The following is an 18,367-nucleotide window of genomic DNA, read 5'->3' on the forward strand; positions in this document are numbered from 1 at the left end:
ATGAGACAAGCAGAAATTGAACGTAATACCTTTGAAACCAAAATTAAGTTAAGCCTCAATTTGGATGCTCAAGAACCAGTAGATATTCAAACAGGTGTCGGATTTTTTGACCACATGTTGACCTTGTTTGCCCGCCACGGTCGTATGTCTTTGGTGGTGAAGGCTGATGGTGACCTTTGGGTTGATAGTCACCACACCGTTGAAGATGTCGGTATTGTCCTTGGTCAAGCTCTTAAAGAGGCCTTGGGCGATAAAGCAGGGATCAACCGTTATGGAACGGCTTTTGTACCTATGGATGAAACCCTCGGAATGGCAAGTTTAGACTTGTCTGGACGTAGCTTCTTGGTCTTTGATGCTAGTTTTGATAATCCAAAATTGGGTAATTTTGACACAGAACTGGTTGAAGAATTTTTCCAAGCCTTGGCTTTCAATGTTCAGATGAATCTCCACCTCAAGATTCTCCACGGAAAAAACAATCACCACAAGTCAGAAAGTCTTTTCAAGGCAACAGGACGTGCCTTGCGTGAGGCAATCACAATCAATCCTGATATTCACGGCGTAAACTCGACAAAGGGGATGCTATGATTATCGTCATTGATTACGATGCGGGGAATACCGCAAATGTTCTACGTGCCCTTGAAAAAATCGGTGTGACTGCAGAATTGTCTGCTGACAAAGAAAAAATCCTAGCTGCAGATGGGTTGATTTTACCTGGTGTAGGTGCCTATCCAACGGCTATGGCAGAGCTTGAGCGAAGAGGCTTGGTAGCTGTTATCAAAGAGGCCGTCGCACAGGGAGTTCCCCTTTTGGGAATTTGTTTAGGCATGCAGATTTTAACAGAAAAAGGACTGGAACATGAAGAAACAGATGGTCTTGGCTTTATTCCAGGTGTCTGCCGTCCTATTCCAGCCAGCAAGGAACAACCTGTCCCACATATGGGGTGGAATAATTTGGCTGTTAAGCAAGCCAGCCCTTTGACAGATGGTTTAGATGGCCAAGCTGTCTACTTCGTTCACAGTTATTTCACAGATGTCCCTAGCCAATACATTGATGTTACCGCAGATTATAGTATTGAGGTGCCAGCCATGATCCATAAAGACAATGTTTACGGGGCTCAATTCCATCCTGAAAAATCAGGGGATATTGGCTTAGGGATTCTTGAAAAGTTTGCAGGTTTATGTAAAGCCTAGAAGCTAGTGAGAGCAAAGACTTTTTAGTTAGAAAGGATGGTAGGGGAGATGCAAATTCTACCAGCAATTGATATTAAGGATGGACAGGCTGTTCGTCTCTTTAAAGGAGATTTTAACCAACAAACCGTTGTCAATCCAGATGTTATTGAGCAGGCAAAGACCTTTAAGGATGCGGGCATTCAATTTATTCATGTCGTCGACTTGGACGGTGCCCTAGATGGTCGTGCCACTAACCGTGACTTGATTGCAGAGGTCAAGAAGGTTTCTGGACTTGGCATCGAAGTTGGTGGCGGTATCCGTACCTTGGAGCAGATTCGTGACTATTTGGAAGTTGGCATCGACCGTATTATTATCGGTTCAATGGCCGTTAAAAATCCTGACTTCGTTCGAGCAGCTTTAGAGGAATTTGGTGCCGATAAAATTGTCGTGGGTATTGATGCCAAGGCAGGGTTTGTCGCTACCGAAGGTTGGTTGGAAACAAGCAATGTAGACTACATCACCTTGGCCAAGGAAATGGAAAAGATGGGCGTAACCCTCTTTGTCTATACAGATGTTGATCGAGATGGCACACTGACAGGACCCAATCTTGATCACTACAAACGTTTGGTATCTGAACTCACGACCGCCAAAGTCATTGCTTCAGGTGGGATTGCAGAGGTAGAGGACTTAAATCAGCTAGAAGAGATTGGTGTGGCGGGAACCATTGTCGGCAAAGCCTACTATAACGGCAATATCACATTAGACCAGCTCAAGGCTTTCGGAGGTTAATATGCTTAAAAAACGTATTATTCCCTGTTTGGATGTCAAGGATGGCCGTGTCGTCAAGGGGGTCAATTTTGTGAATCTGACAGATGTTGGTGACCCTGTTGATTCTGCGCGTGCTTACTATGAGGCTGGCTGTGATGAACTTGTTTTCTTGGACATCACAGCGACTTCAGACAATCGTGAAACAACGGTTGACATGGTGCGCCGTGTCGCAGACCAAGTTTTTATCCCCTTCACGGTTGGTGGTGGTATTCGTTCAGTCGAAGACATGAACAAGATGCTCAAAGCTGGTGCTGACAAGGTTGCCGTCAATTCCTCAGCCCTTGCCAATCCAAAACTAATCGCTGATTGTGCTCAAAAATTTGGGAATCAGTGTGTAGTGGCTGCGATTGATGCCAAAAAGATGTCTGATGGGAGCTGGCATGTTTTTGTGGCTGGTGGCCGGAAGGATACAGGTAGGGACCTCATCCAATGGGCTCAAGACGTCGTCGCCTTGGGGGCTGGAGAAATTCTCTTAACCAGCATGGACAAGGACGGCACCAAGTCTGGTTTTGATTTAGAAATGCTCAATCGTGTGGCAGAAGTCGTTGATGTTCCGATCATTGCCTCTGGTGGTGCAGGAAATATTGAGGATATTGTAGAAGTCTTTGAAAAGACAACAGCAACGGGTGCTCTGGCAGCCTCTATCTTCCACTTTGGTGAGGTAAATATAGGCGAAACCAAACAAGTCTTGGCAAATGCAGGAATTGAGGTGAGACGATGACAGAGGTTAAACTTGATTTTGACAAACAAGGCGGACTGGTACCAGTCATTGTGACAGATTACAAGACGGGGCAGGTGCTCATGTTGGCCTATATGAATGAGGTGTCCTATCAGTTGACACTTGAGACCAAACAAATGCATTACTGGAGCCGTTCTAGAAATGAGCTTTGGCATAAGGGGGCCACATCTGGTCATTTCCAACATGTCAAAAGCATCAAGACAGATTGTGATCAGGACACCTTGCTTATCGCTGTGGAACAAGAAGGAGCAGCCTGTCATACAGGAGCCTACAGCTGTTTCTTTACGGATATATATGATGACAATCAAGATAAATAGGAGTAGCTATGTTAGAAACACTTTATAAGGAAGCCTTAGATCGTAAAAAAAATCCCAAAGAAGGATCTTATACCAATTACCTTTTTGACAAGGGGCTAGACAAGATTCTTAAAAAGGTTGGCGAAGAAGCAACAGAAGTTGTGATCGGAGCCAAAAATGCTGATAAAGAAGAAATTGCCAATGAGACAGCAGACGTCCTCTATCACCTAGCAGTCATGCTCGTTGAAACAGGGGTTAGCCCTGAAGACGTTGAAGCCGTACTTAAAGCACGTCAAGGCAAACAAAGCAATGTCCATGACCGAAAAGAAGTAACGGATTATTGAGGATTATCTCAACCGATTGAGACTAAAACGAAAAGCCTGAAGTGATTCAGGCTTTTTTGACAGAGGAATTCTAATTATTTTGTTCCTCTAACCACCATGAGAAAGCGCTTTAAAATGCTATAATAGGAGTGAAGAAAGCTCGTTTTATTTGAAGGATTTGGTGTGCTTGTTTTTACAAATGATTGGGGAAAGGAAGGATGTCCTATGGAGAAAAATAATCCTTATATCATAACTCTTTCTCGTTTAGTTATTGTCCTCCTCTGTTCTAGTCTTTTAGTTGGTTGTAAAGTTGTACTGCCAAATTCTTACTTCAAGGCTAGGGAAAAAACGCAAAAAATCTTGGCTCATAATGGTTTTAAGGGAAAGGTCCAAGTTAAGCTTATCAAAAAGGTGTTTCTAGATTCAGATGGTATTTATGTCGATTATACCTATTCAGAGGACACCTACGATAATCAAACCATATCATTAGATTCACAAATTACTTTTAACCTGGACTGGACAGTTAATGGTGAAGAATATGTGACCCCTGGTCATTACTGGGAAAGCTACTTACAACAAAAATCTGTGAAAAAAGAAGAGCAGAAACTCTTTAAGGAGCTTAAGAAGCAATCGTTAGGCCTTGATATCGAAGATTTCTCTTTCAGAGATCATACTACGATAGATCAAGAGGCTGGTAATCGTCGAAAACATTTAGCCGAAGAAAACCGTAAAAATGGGAAATCTGATTTTTATGGCTATTATCAAATTCCCTATCAAACAATGATTGATGAACACCTTGTCACTATGGAAATAAAAGTACATGACTCAAAAAATATTAGCAAGAAAGATTTAAAAAAGGCAGCAACTAAACTGGATGCTAGAAAGCTGCCAGATGGAGAGTACGAATTTTATTATTTCGCAACTGATAAAGAAAATTCCGCTAACTATGACAATTCCGGATATATAAGCTATACCTTTAACATACAAGATGGTAAGGTTGTCCAAGATGAAGATGATTAGAAAGTATTTTGATTTTCATCGATAAGCTAGACTGCCATACTAGGCCGTTAAAAGTGGGGTTACAGCTAAGTGAAAACACTAACCTCAAAACATGCAAAAACATCTCCGAAAATCAGTCGGAGATGTCTTTTTGTCTTACAAATTCTTTTTCTTTTTAGCTTTTTTTGTTAGAGCCAGGTCACAATTTTTAATACTAGAGATAAGGTGATTGGTCAATTGGAAGTCATCCACTTGGGGATTCAAGTCCACTTCGTAGACCAGTTGCATGATTTCACCCCCACCAGTAGTATTAAGGGAAATTAAGTCGCATTCACTGGTGAAATTGAGCAAGGCTTTAGTGATTTTTTGATCGATCAAGTCTTGGTAGGAGACGTTAATGGTCAGGAGTCTACGACGTTGGTTGTCCGTTCGGCTTTGACGATTTTCCAAAAGAAGCCAAACAGCTAAAAGGAAGATGGTAAAGAGGACGGCTAGTAAGAGATAGCCTGTCCCAGATGCCAGACCAATAATCATGGCCATAAAGACGGCGATTAGCTCTCTAGAACCACTGGTAGCTGAGCGAAAACGAATGAGACTAAAGGTCCCAGCCACGGCGATAGAGGTCCCCAAACTCCCATTGACAAGGAAGATAACTAGGGTCATCAAACATGGAAGTAGTGTCAAACTAATGGCGAATTCTCTGGTGTAGAGGGTCCGGTATTTGTAAGTCCAGGTTAGGGCCAATCCTAAAACAAGGCTGACCAGTAAGGCCAGCATGAGTTGAAGGGGACTAGCGGTTGCGGTCGCATCATTAAAGATAGAATTGAAGAGATTAGACATAGGCAGCACCTCCTTTTTCTTGAACTGGATGTGGCCCGTAGTCTAAACCTTGTGACTTATGATAGGCGCAGCTGTATTTTGAGAATTTCTGTTCTTCCAAACCATGTTTGTCTAAGATAGCTTGAAGCCAGTCAGGCTTTTTGCCAGGTGCCTTGATTTCCATGATAATCGTATCTTCATCAAGAAGGGGAAAACCATGATTTCCCTTAAAGAGACTGACGTCTTCATCACGGTAAGTCAGATTTTGGTCAAGGGTAACACGAACTTTATTGTAGGCATAGCCTTCGATAGTCTCTTTTTCTTTCATTGAAAAACGGTCGTAGTAGATATACATACGAGGTTTGAGTCCCTCATTATAGCGCTGGCGTAACTGATGAATATCTTGCAAGAGCTGGCGGTCAGTGATTTGACCATGATTCTTACCGTCTGTCATCAAGTTAGTGATGGCAAGTGGAGTTGAAACGAGACGAAACTTATGACCGATTCCTTCATCATCTTTGGCTTTAACCTCTAAAAATACCTTACTATCAATTTTAGGATTGGCTAGGTAGGTACGCATGCGGATTTTCTCTTGACGGTGATTACCATCTAAGGCATCTTGGATGACGTCAAAATTATCCGTATCAAAGTAAATATTTGAAATGGTAGATGTCGGATAATCATCCTCTACCAAATACTCCTTAAGATCAGTGAGCAGGTCCTCAAGATTTTCCTTTGAGACCACATATTTCGTTTCAATACGTTTAAAACGTGTTTCCAATTGTTTAACCATGAAAAAACTCCTTTTATAGATAAGATACCAAGCCGTAAAGCAACTCTCAGGAAAATAGGGAATTTGTTGTAGGAACATCTATTTCCAAACAGTCGACTTATTGTTTTAATTCTTTTTTATAGTAGAAAAGTTGAGCTAAAATGTACTATTTTATAGCACTTACTTGCTCGCCTATTAGTCTATGGGACTTTTCTGAAAGAAGTCCTAAGCCAAACTTTCACCAAACTTAACTTAAGATAAGTTTTAGTTAACCTTTAGAAATGTTTTAGCTAAGTCCCGTAAACTGTAATCATCCAAACGAACACGAGAGGAAAAAATATGAAATCAAAAAAACTAAAAAAATGGACGACTTTATTGACCTGTGCGACTGCCCTAACAGTCATGACAGCTTGTAGTCAATCAAGCAGTCAGTCAACTGGGACGACGACTACAAGTTCCAAAACAAGTGCTGTAACATCAACGACCAGTAAGAAAACAAATAAGAGCAACAGCAACTACTTTACTTCTAAAGATTCTGATACCTCTTATAACGAAAGCTCAGCTACTAAGATTAAGTTATCAGGCTCATCTGCGGATGTTTCAGGTGATGGTGCAGCCCTATCAGGTTCAACTGTAACCATCTCCAAAGCTGGGACCTACGTCATTTCAGGAAAATCCGATGGTGTGCAAATCAAGGTAGACGCTGGAGATTCAGACGATGTCCATATTGTTCTAGATGGTGCTACCATGACAAATACAAATGCAGCAATCAATGCCACAAAAGCTGGTCATGTCTATCTGACACTTAAAGATGGCACTACAAATACACTTTCTGATTCAAGTTCTAATAGTGATGAAGATGCGGATGCTGTGATTTTTTCTAAAGGAGATTTGACCATTAACGGTTCAGGTACTCTAAACATTGATGCCAAGAAAAATAACGGTATTAAAGCCAATGACAGCCTTCATATGACTGGCGGTACCTATAAGATTTCCTCAGTCGGTGATGCCTTCAATGTCAATGATGAACTCAACATCACAGGAACAACTATGACCATTGAAGCGGAAGAAGATGGTGTTAAGGTCGATAATGATGACGACACCTCAGTAGGTACCATGTATCTGTCTGACAATACCATGACCATTAAGGCTGGTGACGACGGTATTCATGCGTCCGGGGACCTGATTATTGATAGTGGTACTTACAAGGTTGAAAAATCAACCGAAGGTATCGAAGGTAAATCTGTGACCATTAATGGTGGAAATATAGATGTCTATGCAACGGATGATGGTGTCAATGCGGCCAATGCTAATGCCAGTCAAAGTGAGATTTTCTTCAAGATGACCGGTGGAATCCTAAATGTTGAGGTTGGCGAGGGTGATACCGACCCAATCGATTCTAACGGCGATATTTTTGTATCGGGTGGAACGATTAATCTGACTGGCCAGTCTGGCTTTGACTTCGATGGTTCAGCGACCTATACCGGTGGTGACATTACTATCAATGGTGAGAAACAAACTAAGATTGAAAACTCAATGCCTGGCGGCGGTGGTCCCCAAGGTGGTGGGCAACCAGGTGGCTTTGGAGGAGGTCACTAAAGAGTCATAGGATGAGACAGAAAGGAAGTGCCTATGTATATTATTATTCCAGCTTATGAACCAGACAAACGCCTGATTCAGGTGGTTCAAGATATTACCATAAAACTCCCTAAAGCCCGTATTATTGTTGTTAATGATGGGAGTGGCCCAGGCTATAACGACTATTACGACGAAACGGCTTTTATTGGAGCGACTGTCCTTACCCATCCTATCAATAAAGGAAAAGGAGCTGCTCTCAAAACTGCCTTTGCTCACATTCAAGAAGAAGTAGTCGGTCAGCACCTTTCGGCTCAACCTATTGTCACAGTTGACAGTGACGGTCAGCATCTGATTAAAGATATTGTCCGTGTGGCCAAGGCAACCGAGGAAAATCCAAGTCATCTTGTCTTGGGTGCGCGTGCCTTTGTTGGTAAGGTACCAGCACGTAGCCGCTTTGGAAATAAGGTAACTGCTGGACTTTTCCGTCTAGTAACTGGCCAGAAAGTCACAGATACTCAGACAGGGCTTCGAGGCATGTCAACCGACCTGATTCCCTGGCTTCTTAATCTAGATGGCAATCGTTTTGAGTACGAGTTTAATATGTTGCTTGAAGCCAAAAAGTCAGGCCATCAAATCTCTGAAGTCCCTATTGAGACCGTTTATCTGGAGGAAAATAAAAGTTCGCACTTTCGCCCCATTCGTGATTCCATCCGTATTTACAGCCCTTTTTTAAAGTTCTCTGGCACGGCTGTTTTGGCCTCAGTCATTGATGCAACAGCCTTATTTGTGCTCTTTGCCTTGACGAAGAATCTGCTCCTTTCGGTCGTGCTAGCTCGTGTGATTTCGGCTTCCAGCCAGTGTCTACTGAACGCCAATGTGGTCTTTAATCCGACAAGCTCCCTCTTTAGGTCGAGTGTTCGCTACTTTATGTTGGTCCTGGTCCTCTTGGCCTGTAACTATTTCTTACTTAGTAGTCTAGTTGCTATTGGTTTAGGCTTGGTTCTGGCAAAACTAGTTACAGAAACCTTGCTCTTTTTAGTTAGCTACAGGGTCCAACATAATGTGGTTTTTGCTTAATAGCTGACTTGAAAATCGCTAACTGATTGAATAGAGATAGTTTATTTACCTCTCAATTACCTCTAAAAATTTTCCTAAAAATATAGAAAAAACTACCGTTTTCGACATTCGGTAGTTTTTAATGATTGTCAAAATGTTTTTCAATTTACATTATGATTAAAAATTGAAATGACTTGATAAAGACTCGAAATGGCTGAAAAAAATATGCTATAATGAAATTGTTTGAATTATGTAGATTTCATTCAAACTAGGAAAATGAAAAGAGGACCTAAAATGGGAAAAAAGGTACATTATAAGCTTCACAAAGTTAAGAAGCAGTGGGTGACGATTGCCGTCACTTCGGCAGCACTTGCCTCTATCGTAGGTGGCGCTACAGTTGCCAATCAAAAGGTTTCAGCTGATGAAACAACTCAACCAGTTGCCTCTACGACAGCTGAAAGCGATGTTGTCGTCGAAACGCATGAAGTAGCCGCTCCTGCAGCAACTGCTACGACAGATGCGACAGCAACAACAACTGACAAGGCTGCTGATACTGCAACAGTCGAAACTCCTGCGGCAGCAACCACTGCAGCAGATACAACTACTAATACCGCAACACCAGCAACAACTGATCGTGCAGCAGTAGCAAATGGTGCGACAACAGAAACACCAGCTGCAGCAGCGACAGATACAACGCTTACAGTAGCTGAAAAACCAAAATCTGGCGTTACTGAAAAAGAAGAAACAGCAGCACTCTCTTTGGACAACATCAAACAAGTTGATGGTAAATACTATTATGTCAAAGAAGATGGTTCATACAAAACAAACTTTGCTGTTTCAGTTAATGGCCAGTTGCTTTACTTTGGTAAAGATGGTGCTTTGACAAGCACATCAACACACTCGTTCACACCAGGTACAACTAATCTAGTTGATGCTTTCTCTTCACATAACCGTGCTTACGATTCTAAGAAAGAAAGCTTTGAGTTGGTAGATGGTTATTTGACACCTAATAGCTGGTACCGTCCAGTCACTATTTTGGAAAATGGTGAAAAATGGCGTGTGTCAACTGAGAAAGACTTCCGTCCACTTTTGATGGCATGGTGGCCTGATGTAGATACACAAGTTGCCTACCTCAATACTTTCTCTAAACACTTTAACCTTAACGCAACTTATTCAACCAGCCAAAGTCAATCTGAATTGAATGCAGCTGCTAAGACAATTCAAATTAAGATTGAACAAGAAATTTCAGCTAAAAAATCAACTGAATGGCTTCGTCAAGCAATTGAGTCTTTTGTAAAAGAACAAGACCAGTGGAATACTACAACTGAAAACTATACCCTTGCTGACCACCTTCAAGGGGGAGCTCTTCTTTATGTTAATAATGACAAGACACCTTGGGCAAATTCTGATTACCGTTTGCTTAACCGTACACCAAGTAACCAAGATGGTTCTCTAAATGGTACAGGAAGATACTTGGGTGGTTATGAATTCCTACTTGCCAATGACGTTGATAACTCAAATCCAGTTGTGCAAGCTGAGCAGTTGAACCAAATTCACTATCTTGTGAACTGGGGATCAATTGTTATGGGTGATAAGGATGCTAACTTTGATGGTATCCGTGTTGATGCAGTTGACAATGTCGATGCTGACCTTCTCCAAGTTTATACAAACTACTTCCGTGCGGCCTTTGGTGTGGATAAATCTGAAGCCAATGCACTCGCTCACATTTCTATCCTTGAAGCTTGGGATTTAAATGATAATGCTTATAATCAAAAACATGATGGTTCAGCCCTTGCCATGGATAATAACCTTCGTTATGCAATTATGGGTGCACTTTATGGATCGGGCTCTTCATTGAAAGATTTGATTACTAGCAGTTTGACAGACCGTACAAATAATAGTAAGTATGGAGATACACAAGCTAACTACATCTTTGCGCGTGCTCATGATAACCTTGTTCAAGATATCATTCGTGATATCGTTCAAAAAGAGATCAATCCAAAATCAGATGGTTATACCATGACTGATGCTGAATTGAAACGTGCCTTTGAAATCTATAATGAAGATATGAAGAAGGCAGAAAAACGTTATACTATTAACAATATTCCAGCCGCCTATGCTTTGATTCTTCAAAATATGGAGCAGGTAACTCGTGTTTATTATGGAGATCTCTATACGGATAACGGCCAATATATGGCTACCAAGTCTCCTTACTACGATGCTATCACAACGCTCTTGAAGAACCGTATGAAATATGTTTCAGGTGGACAATCGATGAAAGTCGACACGTTCAATGGAAAAGAAATCTTGTCATCTGTTCGTTACGGTAAAGATATTATGACTGCTGACCAAACTACGGGTGTAGCAGAAACAAGTAAACATTCTGGTATGTTGACACTTATTGCCAATAATCAGGATTTCTCACTGGGTGATGGTACTTTGAAAGTTAACATGGGTAAACTTCATGCTAACCAAGCCTACCGTCCATTACTTCTTGGTACTGATAAGGGAATTGTCACTTACGAAAATGATGCGGCAGCAGCTGGAAAAATTAAATACACTGATGCTGAAGGGAACTTGACTTTCAGTGGAGATGAAATCAAGGGGTATCGAACTGTTGATATGAGAGGTTATCTTGGTGTTTGGGTACCAGTAGGTGCGCCTGATAACCAAGATATTCGTGTTAAAGGTTCAGATAAGAAACTTGATAAGACATTCTCTGCTACTGAAGCATTAGATTCACAAGTTATCTATGAAGGTTTCTCAAACTTCCAAGATTTTGTTGAAAAAGATAGCCAATATACTAATAAATTGATTGCAGAAAATGCAGAACTCTTCAAGTCATGGGGAATCACATCATTCGAGATGGCTCCTCAATTTGTATCGGCTGATGACCGTACCTTCCTTGATTCTGTTATCCAAAATGGTTATGCCTTTACTGACCGATATGACCTTGCCATGAGCAAGAATAACAAATACGGTTCTAAAGAAGATCTTCGTGATGCCCTTAAGGCGCTTCACAAGCAAGGTATTCAAGCAATTGCTGACTGGGTACCAGATCAACTTTACCAATTACCAGGACAAGAAGTTGTAACAGCAACACGTGCTAATAGTTATGGTACTCCAAAGGCCAATGCTTATATCAATAACACTTTATATGTTGCAAATTCTAAATCATCAGGTAAGGACTTCCAAGCTCAATATGGTGGTGAGTTCCTTGATGAGCTCCAAAAGAAATATCCACAGTTGTTTGAAGATGTGATGATATCAACTGGTAAGAAGATTGATCCATCTGTTAAAATCAAGCAATGGTCTGCTAAGTACATGAATGGTACTAATATCCTTGGTCGTGGTAGTCGTTATGTTCTCAGTAACGATGCTACTGGTCGCTACTATCAAGTTACTGAGAATGGCATCTTCTTGCCAAAACCTTTGACAGATCAAGGTGGTAAGACAGGTTTCTACTATGATGGTAAGGGTATGGCCTACTTTGATAATAGTGGTTTCCAAGCTAAGAATGCCTTCATTAAATATGCTGGAAATTACTATTACTTCGATAAAGAAGGTTATATGTTAACTGGTCGTCAAGATGTCGATGGTAAGACTTATTTCTTCTTGCCAAACGGTATCCAGCTTCGTGATTCTATTTATCAACAGGATGGTAAATATTATTACTTTGGTAGCTTTGGTGAGCAGTACAAAGATGGTTACTTTGTATTCGATGTACCGAAAGAAGGTACTTCAGAAACAGAAGCTAAATTCCGTTATTTTTCACCAACTGGAGAAATGGCTGTTGGCTTGACTCATGCTGGTGGAGGATTGCAATACTTTGATGAAAATGGCTTCCAAGCTAAAGGTACTAAGTATGTTACTCCAGACGGAAAACTCTACTTCTTCGATAAAAATTCAGGTAATGCCTACACAAATCGTTGGGCTGAAATCGATGGTATCTGGTATGAATTCAATGATCAAGGCTATGCACAAGCTAAGAAGGGTGAATTCTACACAACAGATGGCTCAACATGGTTCTACCGTGATGCAGCTGGTAAAAATGTGACAGGTGCCCTTACTTTGGATGGTCACGAATACTACTTCCGTGCAAATGGTGCCCAAGTTAAAGGTGAATTTGTTACTGAAAATGGCAAGATTAGCTACTACACTGTAGATAATGGTTACAAGGTTAAAGACAAGTTCTTCGAAGTAAACGGCAAGTGGTACCATGCTGATAAGGATGGTAACCTCGCCACAGGTCGTCAAACAATTGACCACCTTAACTATTACTTCAATGCTGATGGAAGCCAAGTTAAATCTGATTTCTTCACTCTTGATGGTGGTAAGACATGGTACTACGCCAAAGATAATGGTGAAATCGTGACAGGTGCGTATAGCGTTGGTGGTAAAAACTATTACTTCAAAGAAGATGGTAGCCAAGTTAAAGGTGACTTTGTTAAGAATGCTGATGGTTCACTTTCTTACTATGATAAAGATTCAGGGGAGCGTCTCAATAACCGTTTCTTGACAACTGGTAACAATGTTTGGTACTACTTCAAAGATGGTAAGGCTGTAACAGGACGCCAAAATATCGATGGTAAAGAGTATTACTTTGATCATTTGGGACGTCAAGTTAAAGGTAGCCCAATCAGCACACCAAAAGGAGTGGAATACTACGAATCAGTTCTTGGAGAACGTGTGACAAACACATGGATCACTTTCCAAGACGGTAAGACTGTCTTCTTCGATGAAAATGGTTATGCTGATTTTGATAAATAATCAATCAATCTAATCTTAATCTGAGAGATTAAGTGAAAAACGATATGATTTGACATGAATTTATAGGTGAAATTTCTTGAAAACGAGAATCGTTTAAAGAAATTTTGCCTTTTTTGCTCCTTAAAGAAAAAAATCTGACAAATATCAATTTTGAGTCAGAATCGTTGTAAAAGCCATTGTATCAAGGGTTTTAGTGGTTTTTATAGAAAATAGTTTTACTTATCAAATGATATGAAAATGAGAATTGAAAGCCTATGAAATAGGTGTGTTACAAAACTTTTCTAATGTTGCTGTTATGTTACATATAATTTATAAAAAAACAATTAATTCGAGAAATAGTTAGAAAATAATGATATAATGTAATTGTTTGAAATCGGATAGATTTCAGTCTGATTTTGACAAATAAAATCACGGGGAAAATTATAATGGAAAATAAGGTACACTATAAGCTTCATAAAGTTAAGAAGCAATGGGTCACAATTGCAGTTGCCTCTGCAGCACTTGCTACTGTCGTAGGAGGATTGTCTGCAACAACATCTTCAGTTTCAGCGGATGAAACTCAAGATAAGATAGTAACTCAACCAAATTTAGATACAACAGCCGATTTAGTTACTTCTACAGAAGCAACCAAAGAAGTCGATAAACGTACAAATACAAAAGAAGCAGATGTTTTAACGCCTGCTAAAGAAACAAATGCCGTCGAAACAGCAACTACAACGAACACACAAGCAACAGCTGAAGCAGCTACAACAGCAACAACTTCTGATGTAGCGGTGGCAGCTGTTCCAAATAAAGAAGCAGTTGTGACAACAGATGCACCAGCTGTTACAACTGAAAAAGCAGAAGAACAACCAGCAACAGTGAAGGCTGAAGTTGTAAACACAGAAGTTAAAGCGCCAGAAGCTGCTTTGAAAGATTCAGAAGTAGAAGCTGCGCTTTCCTTGAAAAACATCAAAAACATTGATGGTAAATATTACTATGTTAATGAAGATGGTTCACACAAAGAAAACTTTGCCATTACTGTAAATGGTCAATTGCTTTACTTCGGTAAAGATGGTGCCCTTACAAGCTCATCAACATACTCTTTCACACCAGGAACAACAAATATTGTTGATGGTTTCTCAATAAATAACCGTGCCTACGATTCATCTGAAGCTAGCTTTGAATTGATTGATGGTTATTTGACTGCAGATAGCTGGTACCGTCCAGCTTCTATCATCAAAGATGGTGTAACTTGGCAAGCATCAACTGCAGAAGATTTCCGTCCACTTTTGATGGCTTGGTGGCCAAATGTAGATACACAAGTTAACTACTTGAACTACATGTCTAAAGTATTTAACTTGGATGCTAAATACACTAGCACAGATAAGCAAGAAACTTTGAATGTTGCTGCTAAGGATATCCAAGTTAAGATTGAACAAAAGATTCAGGCTGAAAAATCAACACAATGGTTGCGTGAAACTATTTCTGCTTTTGTTAAGACACAACCACAATGGAACAAAGAAACTGAAAACTACTCTAAAGGTGGCGGCGAAGATCACCTTCAAGGTGGTGCCCTTCTCTATGTAAATGATTCACGTACACCATGGGCTAACTCTAACTATCGTCTTTTGAACCATACGGCTACTAATCAAAAGGGTACAATTGATAAGTCAGTTCTTGATGAGCAGTCAGATCCAAACCACATGGGCGGTTTCGACTTCTTGCTAGCTAATGACGTAGATTTGTCAAACCCAGTTGTTCAAGCGGAACAATTGAACCAAATCCACTACCTTATGAACTGGGGTTCAATCGTTATGGGTGACAAGGATGCTAACTTCGATGGTATCCGTGTCGACGCGGTAGATAATGTCGATGCAGACATGCTTCAACTCTACACAAACTACTTCCGTGAGTACTATGGTGTTAACAAATCTGAAGCAAACGCTCTTGCTCACATCTCAGTCCTTGAAGCATGGAGTCTTAATGACAACCACTACAATGACAAGACAGATGGCGCTGCGCTTGCTATGGAAAACAAACAACGTTTGGCTCTCCTCTTCTCATTGGCTAAACCAATCAAAGAACGTACACCGGCTGTAAGTCCTTTGTATAACAATACTTTCAACACGACACAACGTGATGAAAAGACTGATTGGATTAACAAAGATGGAAGCAAGGCCTATAACGAAGACGGAACAGTTAAACAGTCTACAATCGGTAAATACAACGAGAAATACGGAGATGCGTCAGGAAACTACGTCTTTATCCGTGCCCATGATAACAACGTTCAAGATATTATTGCTGAAATCATCAAGAAAGAAATCAATCCAAAATCAGATGGTTTCACAATCACTGATGCTGAAATGAAGAAAGCCTTTGAGATTTATAACAAAGACATGCTCAGCAGCGACAAAAAATATACCTTGAACAACATCCCAGCAGCATACGCTGTTATGTTGCAAAACATGGAAACAATCACTCGTGTCTACTATGGAGACCTTTATACAGATAATGGTAATTACATGGAAACTAAGTCTCCATATTACGATACCATTGTTAACTTGATGAAGAATCGTATCAAGTATGTATCTGGTGGACAAGCTCAACGTTCATACTGGTTGCCAACTGATGGTAAGATGGACAATTCAGATGTTGAACTCTACCGTACAAATGAAGTCTATGCTTCAGTACGTTATGGTAAAGACATCATGACAGCTGATGATACAGAAGGTTCTAAATACAGCCGTACATCTGGTCAGGTAACACTTGTAGCTAACAATCCAAAATTGACTTTGGATCAATCAGCTAAACTTAATGTTGAAATGGGTAAAATCCATGCCAACCAAAAATACCGTGCTTTGATTGTTGGTACAGCTGATGGTATCAAGAACTTTACATCTGATGCAGATGCAATCGCAGCAGGTTATGTGAAAGAAACAGACAGCAACGGTGTCTTGACTTTCGGTGCTAATGACATTAAGGGTTATGAAACATTTGATATGTCTGGTTTCGTAGCAGTTTGGGTTCCAGTTGGAGCTTCAGATGATCAAGATATCCGAGTAGCGCCTTCAACAGAAGCTAAAAAAGAAGGAGAGTTGACTCTTAAAGCGACTGAAGCTTATGATTCACAATTGATCTACGAAGGATTCTCTAACTTCCAAACTATCCCAGATGGTTCAGATCCTTCAGTTTATACTAACCGTAAGATTGCTGAAAATGTTGATTTGTTCAAGTCATGGGGCGTAACATCATTTGAAATGGCACCTCAATTTGTATCTGCTGATGATGGTACTTTCCTTGACTCAGTTATCCAAAATGGTTATGCCTTTGCGGACCGTTATGACCTTGCTATGAGTAAGAACAATAAATACGGTTCTAAAGAAGACCTTCGTGATGCTCTTAAGGCACTTCACAAAGCTGGTATCCAAGCAATCGCTGACTGGGTTCCAGACCAAATTTACCAATTGCCAGGTAAGGAAGTCGTAACAGCGACTCGTACTGATGGTGCTGGACGTAAGATTGCGGATGCTATCATTGATCACTCGCTTTATGTAGCTAATACTAAGTCATCAGGTAAAGATTACCAAGCTAAATACGGTGGTGAATTCTTGGCTGAGCTTAAAGCTAAATACCCTGAAATGTTCAAGGTTAACATGATCTCAACTGGTAAACCAATTGATGATTCTGTTAAATTGAAACAATGGAAGGCTGAATACTTCAACGGAACAAACGTTCTTGAACGTGGTGTTGGCTATGTACTTAGCGATGAAGCAACTGGTAAATACTTCACAGTCACTAAAGATGGTAACTTCATTCCTCTTCAATTGACAGGTAAAGAAAAGGTTGTTACTGGATTCTCAAGTGATGGTAAGGGAATCACTTACTTCGGTACAAGTGGTACTCAAGCTAAATCTGCCTTTGTAACCTTCAATGGTAACACCTATTACTTCGATGCTCGTGGTCACATGATTACAAACGGTGAATACTCACCAAATGGTAAAGACGTTTATCGTTTCTTGCCAAACGGTATCATGTTGAGTAATGCCTACTATGTTGATGCTAATGGTAATACCTACCTTTACAACACTAAGGGTCAAATGTATAAGGGCGGTTACACTAAATTTGATGTTACTGAAACTAAAGACGGTAAAGAGTCTAAGGTTGTGAAATTCCGTTACTTCACTAATGAAGGTGTCATGGCCAAAGGTCTTACTGTTATCGATGGTTCCACACAATACTTTGGTGAAGATGGTTTCCAAACTAAAGATAAGTTAGCAACCTATAAAGGTAAGACTTATTACTTCGAAGCTCATACTGGTAATGCTATCAAGAACACTTGGAGGAACATCGATGGTAAATGGTACCACTTCGATGAAAATGGTGTTGCCGCTACAGGTGCTCAAGTTATCAATGGTCAAAAACTTTACTTTAATGAAGATGGAAGTCAAGTTAAAGGTGGCGTTGTTAAGAATGCAGATGGTACTTATAGTAAGTACAAAGAAGGTTCTGGAGAGCTAGTGACTAACGAATTCTTCACAACTGATGGCAATGTTTGGTACTATGCAGGCGCTAATGGTAAGACTGTTACAGGTGCTCAAGTTATCAATGGACAACACCTCTACTTTAATGCAGACGGAAGCCAAGTTAAGGGTGGTATTGTTAAGAATGCAGATGGTACTTATAGCAAGTATGATGCTGCAACAGGTGAACGCTTGACTAATGAGTTCTTCACAACAGGAGACAACAATTGGTACTATATCGGTGCTAATGGTAAGTCAGTGACTGGTGAAGTTAAAATTGGTGACGATACTTATTACTTTGCTAAAGATGGTAAACAAGTAAAAGGGCAAACAGTAAGTGCTGGCAATGGTCGAATCAGCTATTACTATGGTGATAGTGGTAAGAGAGCTGTTAGCACATGGGTAGAAATTCAACCAGGAGTTTACGTTTACTTTGATAAGAATGGTCTTGCTTACCCACCTAGAGTGCTAAACTAATTGATTTAAAAGGCTCCTTGTCAACTGTAGTGGGTGACG

13 protein-coding genes are annotated in these 18,367 nt (G+C 40.4%); 11 read left to right on the forward strand and 2 right to left on the reverse strand.

Translation table 11 applies throughout. The annotated features are described in order from the left end of the window. The 7 genes from hisB to HMPREF2979_RS04220 all read left to right on the forward strand — a co-directional run bounded on the left by hisB (position 1) and on the right by HMPREF2979_RS04220 (position 4,375). On the forward strand, positions 1 to 585 hold the full coding sequence (hisB, locus tag HMPREF2979_RS04190; protein ID WP_002888923.1) for an imidazoleglycerol-phosphate dehydratase HisB: 585 nt from the start codon (positions 1 to 3) through the stop codon (positions 583 to 585). After that, a complete protein-coding gene (gene hisH, locus HMPREF2979_RS04195) occupies positions 582 to 1,190 on the forward strand; it encodes an imidazole glycerol phosphate synthase subunit HisH (protein ID WP_049545184.1) in 609 nt (202 codons plus the stop codon). Before hisB ends, hisH begins: the two co-directional genes overlap by 4 nt. A gap of 48 nt (positions 1,191 to 1,238) precedes the next feature. Next, the gene (hisA, locus tag HMPREF2979_RS04200; protein WP_070655286.1) at positions 1,239 to 1,958 is read left to right on the forward strand and encodes a 1-(5-phosphoribosyl)-5-[(5-phosphoribosylamino)methylideneamino]imidazole-4-carboxamide isomerase; all 720 of its coding nucleotides are present in this window, start codon (positions 1,239 to 1,241) and stop codon (positions 1,956 to 1,958) included. A 1-nt stretch (position 1,959) separates the two neighbouring features. Next, positions 1,960 to 2,718, forward strand: a complete 759-nt coding sequence (gene hisF, locus HMPREF2979_RS04205; protein WP_070655287.1) for an imidazole glycerol phosphate synthase subunit HisF — start codon at positions 1,960 to 1,962, stop codon at positions 2,716 to 2,718. After that, positions 2,715 to 3,053, forward strand: a complete 339-nt coding sequence (gene hisI, locus HMPREF2979_RS04210) for a phosphoribosyl-AMP cyclohydrolase (protein WP_070579376.1) — start codon at positions 2,715 to 2,717, stop codon at positions 3,051 to 3,053. Before hisF ends, hisI begins: the two co-directional genes overlap by 4 nt. 8 nt (positions 3,054 to 3,061) lie before the next feature. Then, entirely contained in the window at positions 3,062 to 3,376 is a 315-nt protein-coding gene (gene hisE / locus HMPREF2979_RS04215; protein WP_002884043.1) for a phosphoribosyl-ATP diphosphatase, read from the forward strand. 204 nt (positions 3,377 to 3,580) lie between these two features. Beyond that, positions 3,581 to 4,375 carry a hypothetical protein gene (locus HMPREF2979_RS04220; protein ID WP_070655289.1) on the forward strand — a complete coding sequence of 265 codons (795 nt, stop codon included), beginning with the start codon at positions 3,581 to 3,583 and terminating at the stop codon, positions 4,373 to 4,375. 135 nt (positions 4,376 to 4,510) lie between these two features. Here HMPREF2979_RS04220 and HMPREF2979_RS04225 read toward each other — a convergent pair whose 3' ends face one another. Together HMPREF2979_RS04225 and HMPREF2979_RS04230 are read right to left on the reverse strand one after the other, a co-directional pair. Then, entirely contained in the window at positions 4,511 to 5,194 is a 684-nt protein-coding gene (locus HMPREF2979_RS04225) for a DUF4956 domain-containing protein (RefSeq protein ID WP_070655290.1), read from the reverse strand. Next, a complete protein-coding gene (locus HMPREF2979_RS04230) occupies positions 5,187 to 5,966 on the reverse strand; it encodes a polyphosphate polymerase domain-containing protein (RefSeq protein WP_070655291.1) in 780 nt (259 codons plus the stop codon). Before HMPREF2979_RS04230 ends, HMPREF2979_RS04225 begins: the two co-directional genes overlap by 8 nt. 318 nt (positions 5,967 to 6,284) lie before the next feature. Between HMPREF2979_RS04230 and HMPREF2979_RS04235 the strand changes: the two genes are divergently transcribed. The 4 genes from HMPREF2979_RS04235 to HMPREF2979_RS04250 all read left to right on the forward strand — a co-directional run bounded on the left by HMPREF2979_RS04235 (position 6,285) and on the right by HMPREF2979_RS04250 (position 18,328). Beyond that, positions 6,285 to 7,544 carry a carbohydrate-binding domain-containing protein gene (locus tag HMPREF2979_RS04235; RefSeq protein ID WP_070655292.1) on the forward strand — a complete coding sequence of 420 codons (1,260 nt, stop codon included), beginning with the start codon at positions 6,285 to 6,287 and terminating at the stop codon, positions 7,542 to 7,544. 33 nt (positions 7,545 to 7,577) lie between these two features. Next, on the forward strand, positions 7,578 to 8,600 hold the full coding sequence (locus tag HMPREF2979_RS04240) for a glycosyltransferase (protein WP_070655294.1): 1,023 nt from the start codon (positions 7,578 to 7,580) through the stop codon (positions 8,598 to 8,600). A gap of 273 nt (positions 8,601 to 8,873) precedes the next feature. After that, a complete protein-coding gene (locus tag HMPREF2979_RS04245) occupies positions 8,874 to 13,349 on the forward strand; it encodes a glycoside hydrolase family 70 protein (RefSeq protein WP_070655296.1) in 4,476 nt (1,491 codons plus the stop codon). 425 nt (positions 13,350 to 13,774) lie between these two features. Further along, a complete protein-coding gene (locus HMPREF2979_RS04250; RefSeq protein ID WP_070655298.1) occupies positions 13,775 to 18,328 on the forward strand; it encodes a glycoside hydrolase family 70 protein in 4,554 nt (1,517 codons plus the stop codon). The last annotated feature ends 39 nt before the right edge of the window (positions 18,329 to 18,367 follow it).

It is taken from the genome of Streptococcus sp. HMSC078H12 (genome assembly GCF_001814615.1).
In the GTDB taxonomy this organism is placed as follows: Bacteria; Bacillota; Bacilli; order Lactobacillales; family Streptococcaceae; genus Streptococcus; species Streptococcus salivarius_F.

Coding starts and splice junctions, on each gene's coding strand:
- hisA (WP_070655286.1), top strand. CDS start 1,239: ATGCAAATTCTACCAGCAATTGATATTAAGGATGGACAGGCTGTTCGT.
- hisI (WP_070579376.1), top strand. CDS start 2,715: ATGACAGAGGTTAAACTTGATTTTGACAAACAAGGCGGACTGGTACCA.
- HMPREF2979_RS04230 (WP_070655291.1), bottom strand. CDS start 5,966: ATGGTTAAACAATTGGAAACACGTTTTAAACGTATTGAAACGAAATAT.
- HMPREF2979_RS04225 (WP_070655290.1), bottom strand. CDS start 5,194: ATGTCTAATCTCTTCAATTCTATCTTTAATGATGCGACCGCAACCGCT.
- HMPREF2979_RS04240 (WP_070655294.1), top strand. CDS start 7,578: ATGTATATTATTATTCCAGCTTATGAACCAGACAAACGCCTGATTCAG.
- hisE (WP_002884043.1), top strand. CDS start 3,062: ATGTTAGAAACACTTTATAAGGAAGCCTTAGATCGTAAAAAAAATCCC.
- HMPREF2979_RS04220 (WP_070655289.1), top strand. CDS start 3,581: ATGGAGAAAAATAATCCTTATATCATAACTCTTTCTCGTTTAGTTATT.
- HMPREF2979_RS04245 (WP_070655296.1), top strand. CDS start 8,874: ATGGGAAAAAAGGTACATTATAAGCTTCACAAAGTTAAGAAGCAGTGG.
- hisH (WP_049545184.1), top strand. CDS start 582: ATGATTATCGTCATTGATTACGATGCGGGGAATACCGCAAATGTTCTA.
- HMPREF2979_RS04250 (WP_070655298.1), top strand. CDS start 13,775: ATGGAAAATAAGGTACACTATAAGCTTCATAAAGTTAAGAAGCAATGG.
- HMPREF2979_RS04235 (WP_070655292.1), top strand. CDS start 6,285: ATGAAATCAAAAAAACTAAAAAAATGGACGACTTTATTGACCTGTGCG.
- hisB (WP_002888923.1), top strand. CDS start 1: ATGAGACAAGCAGAAATTGAACGTAATACCTTTGAAACCAAAATTAAG.
- hisF (WP_070655287.1), top strand. CDS start 1,960: ATGCTTAAAAAACGTATTATTCCCTGTTTGGATGTCAAGGATGGCCGT.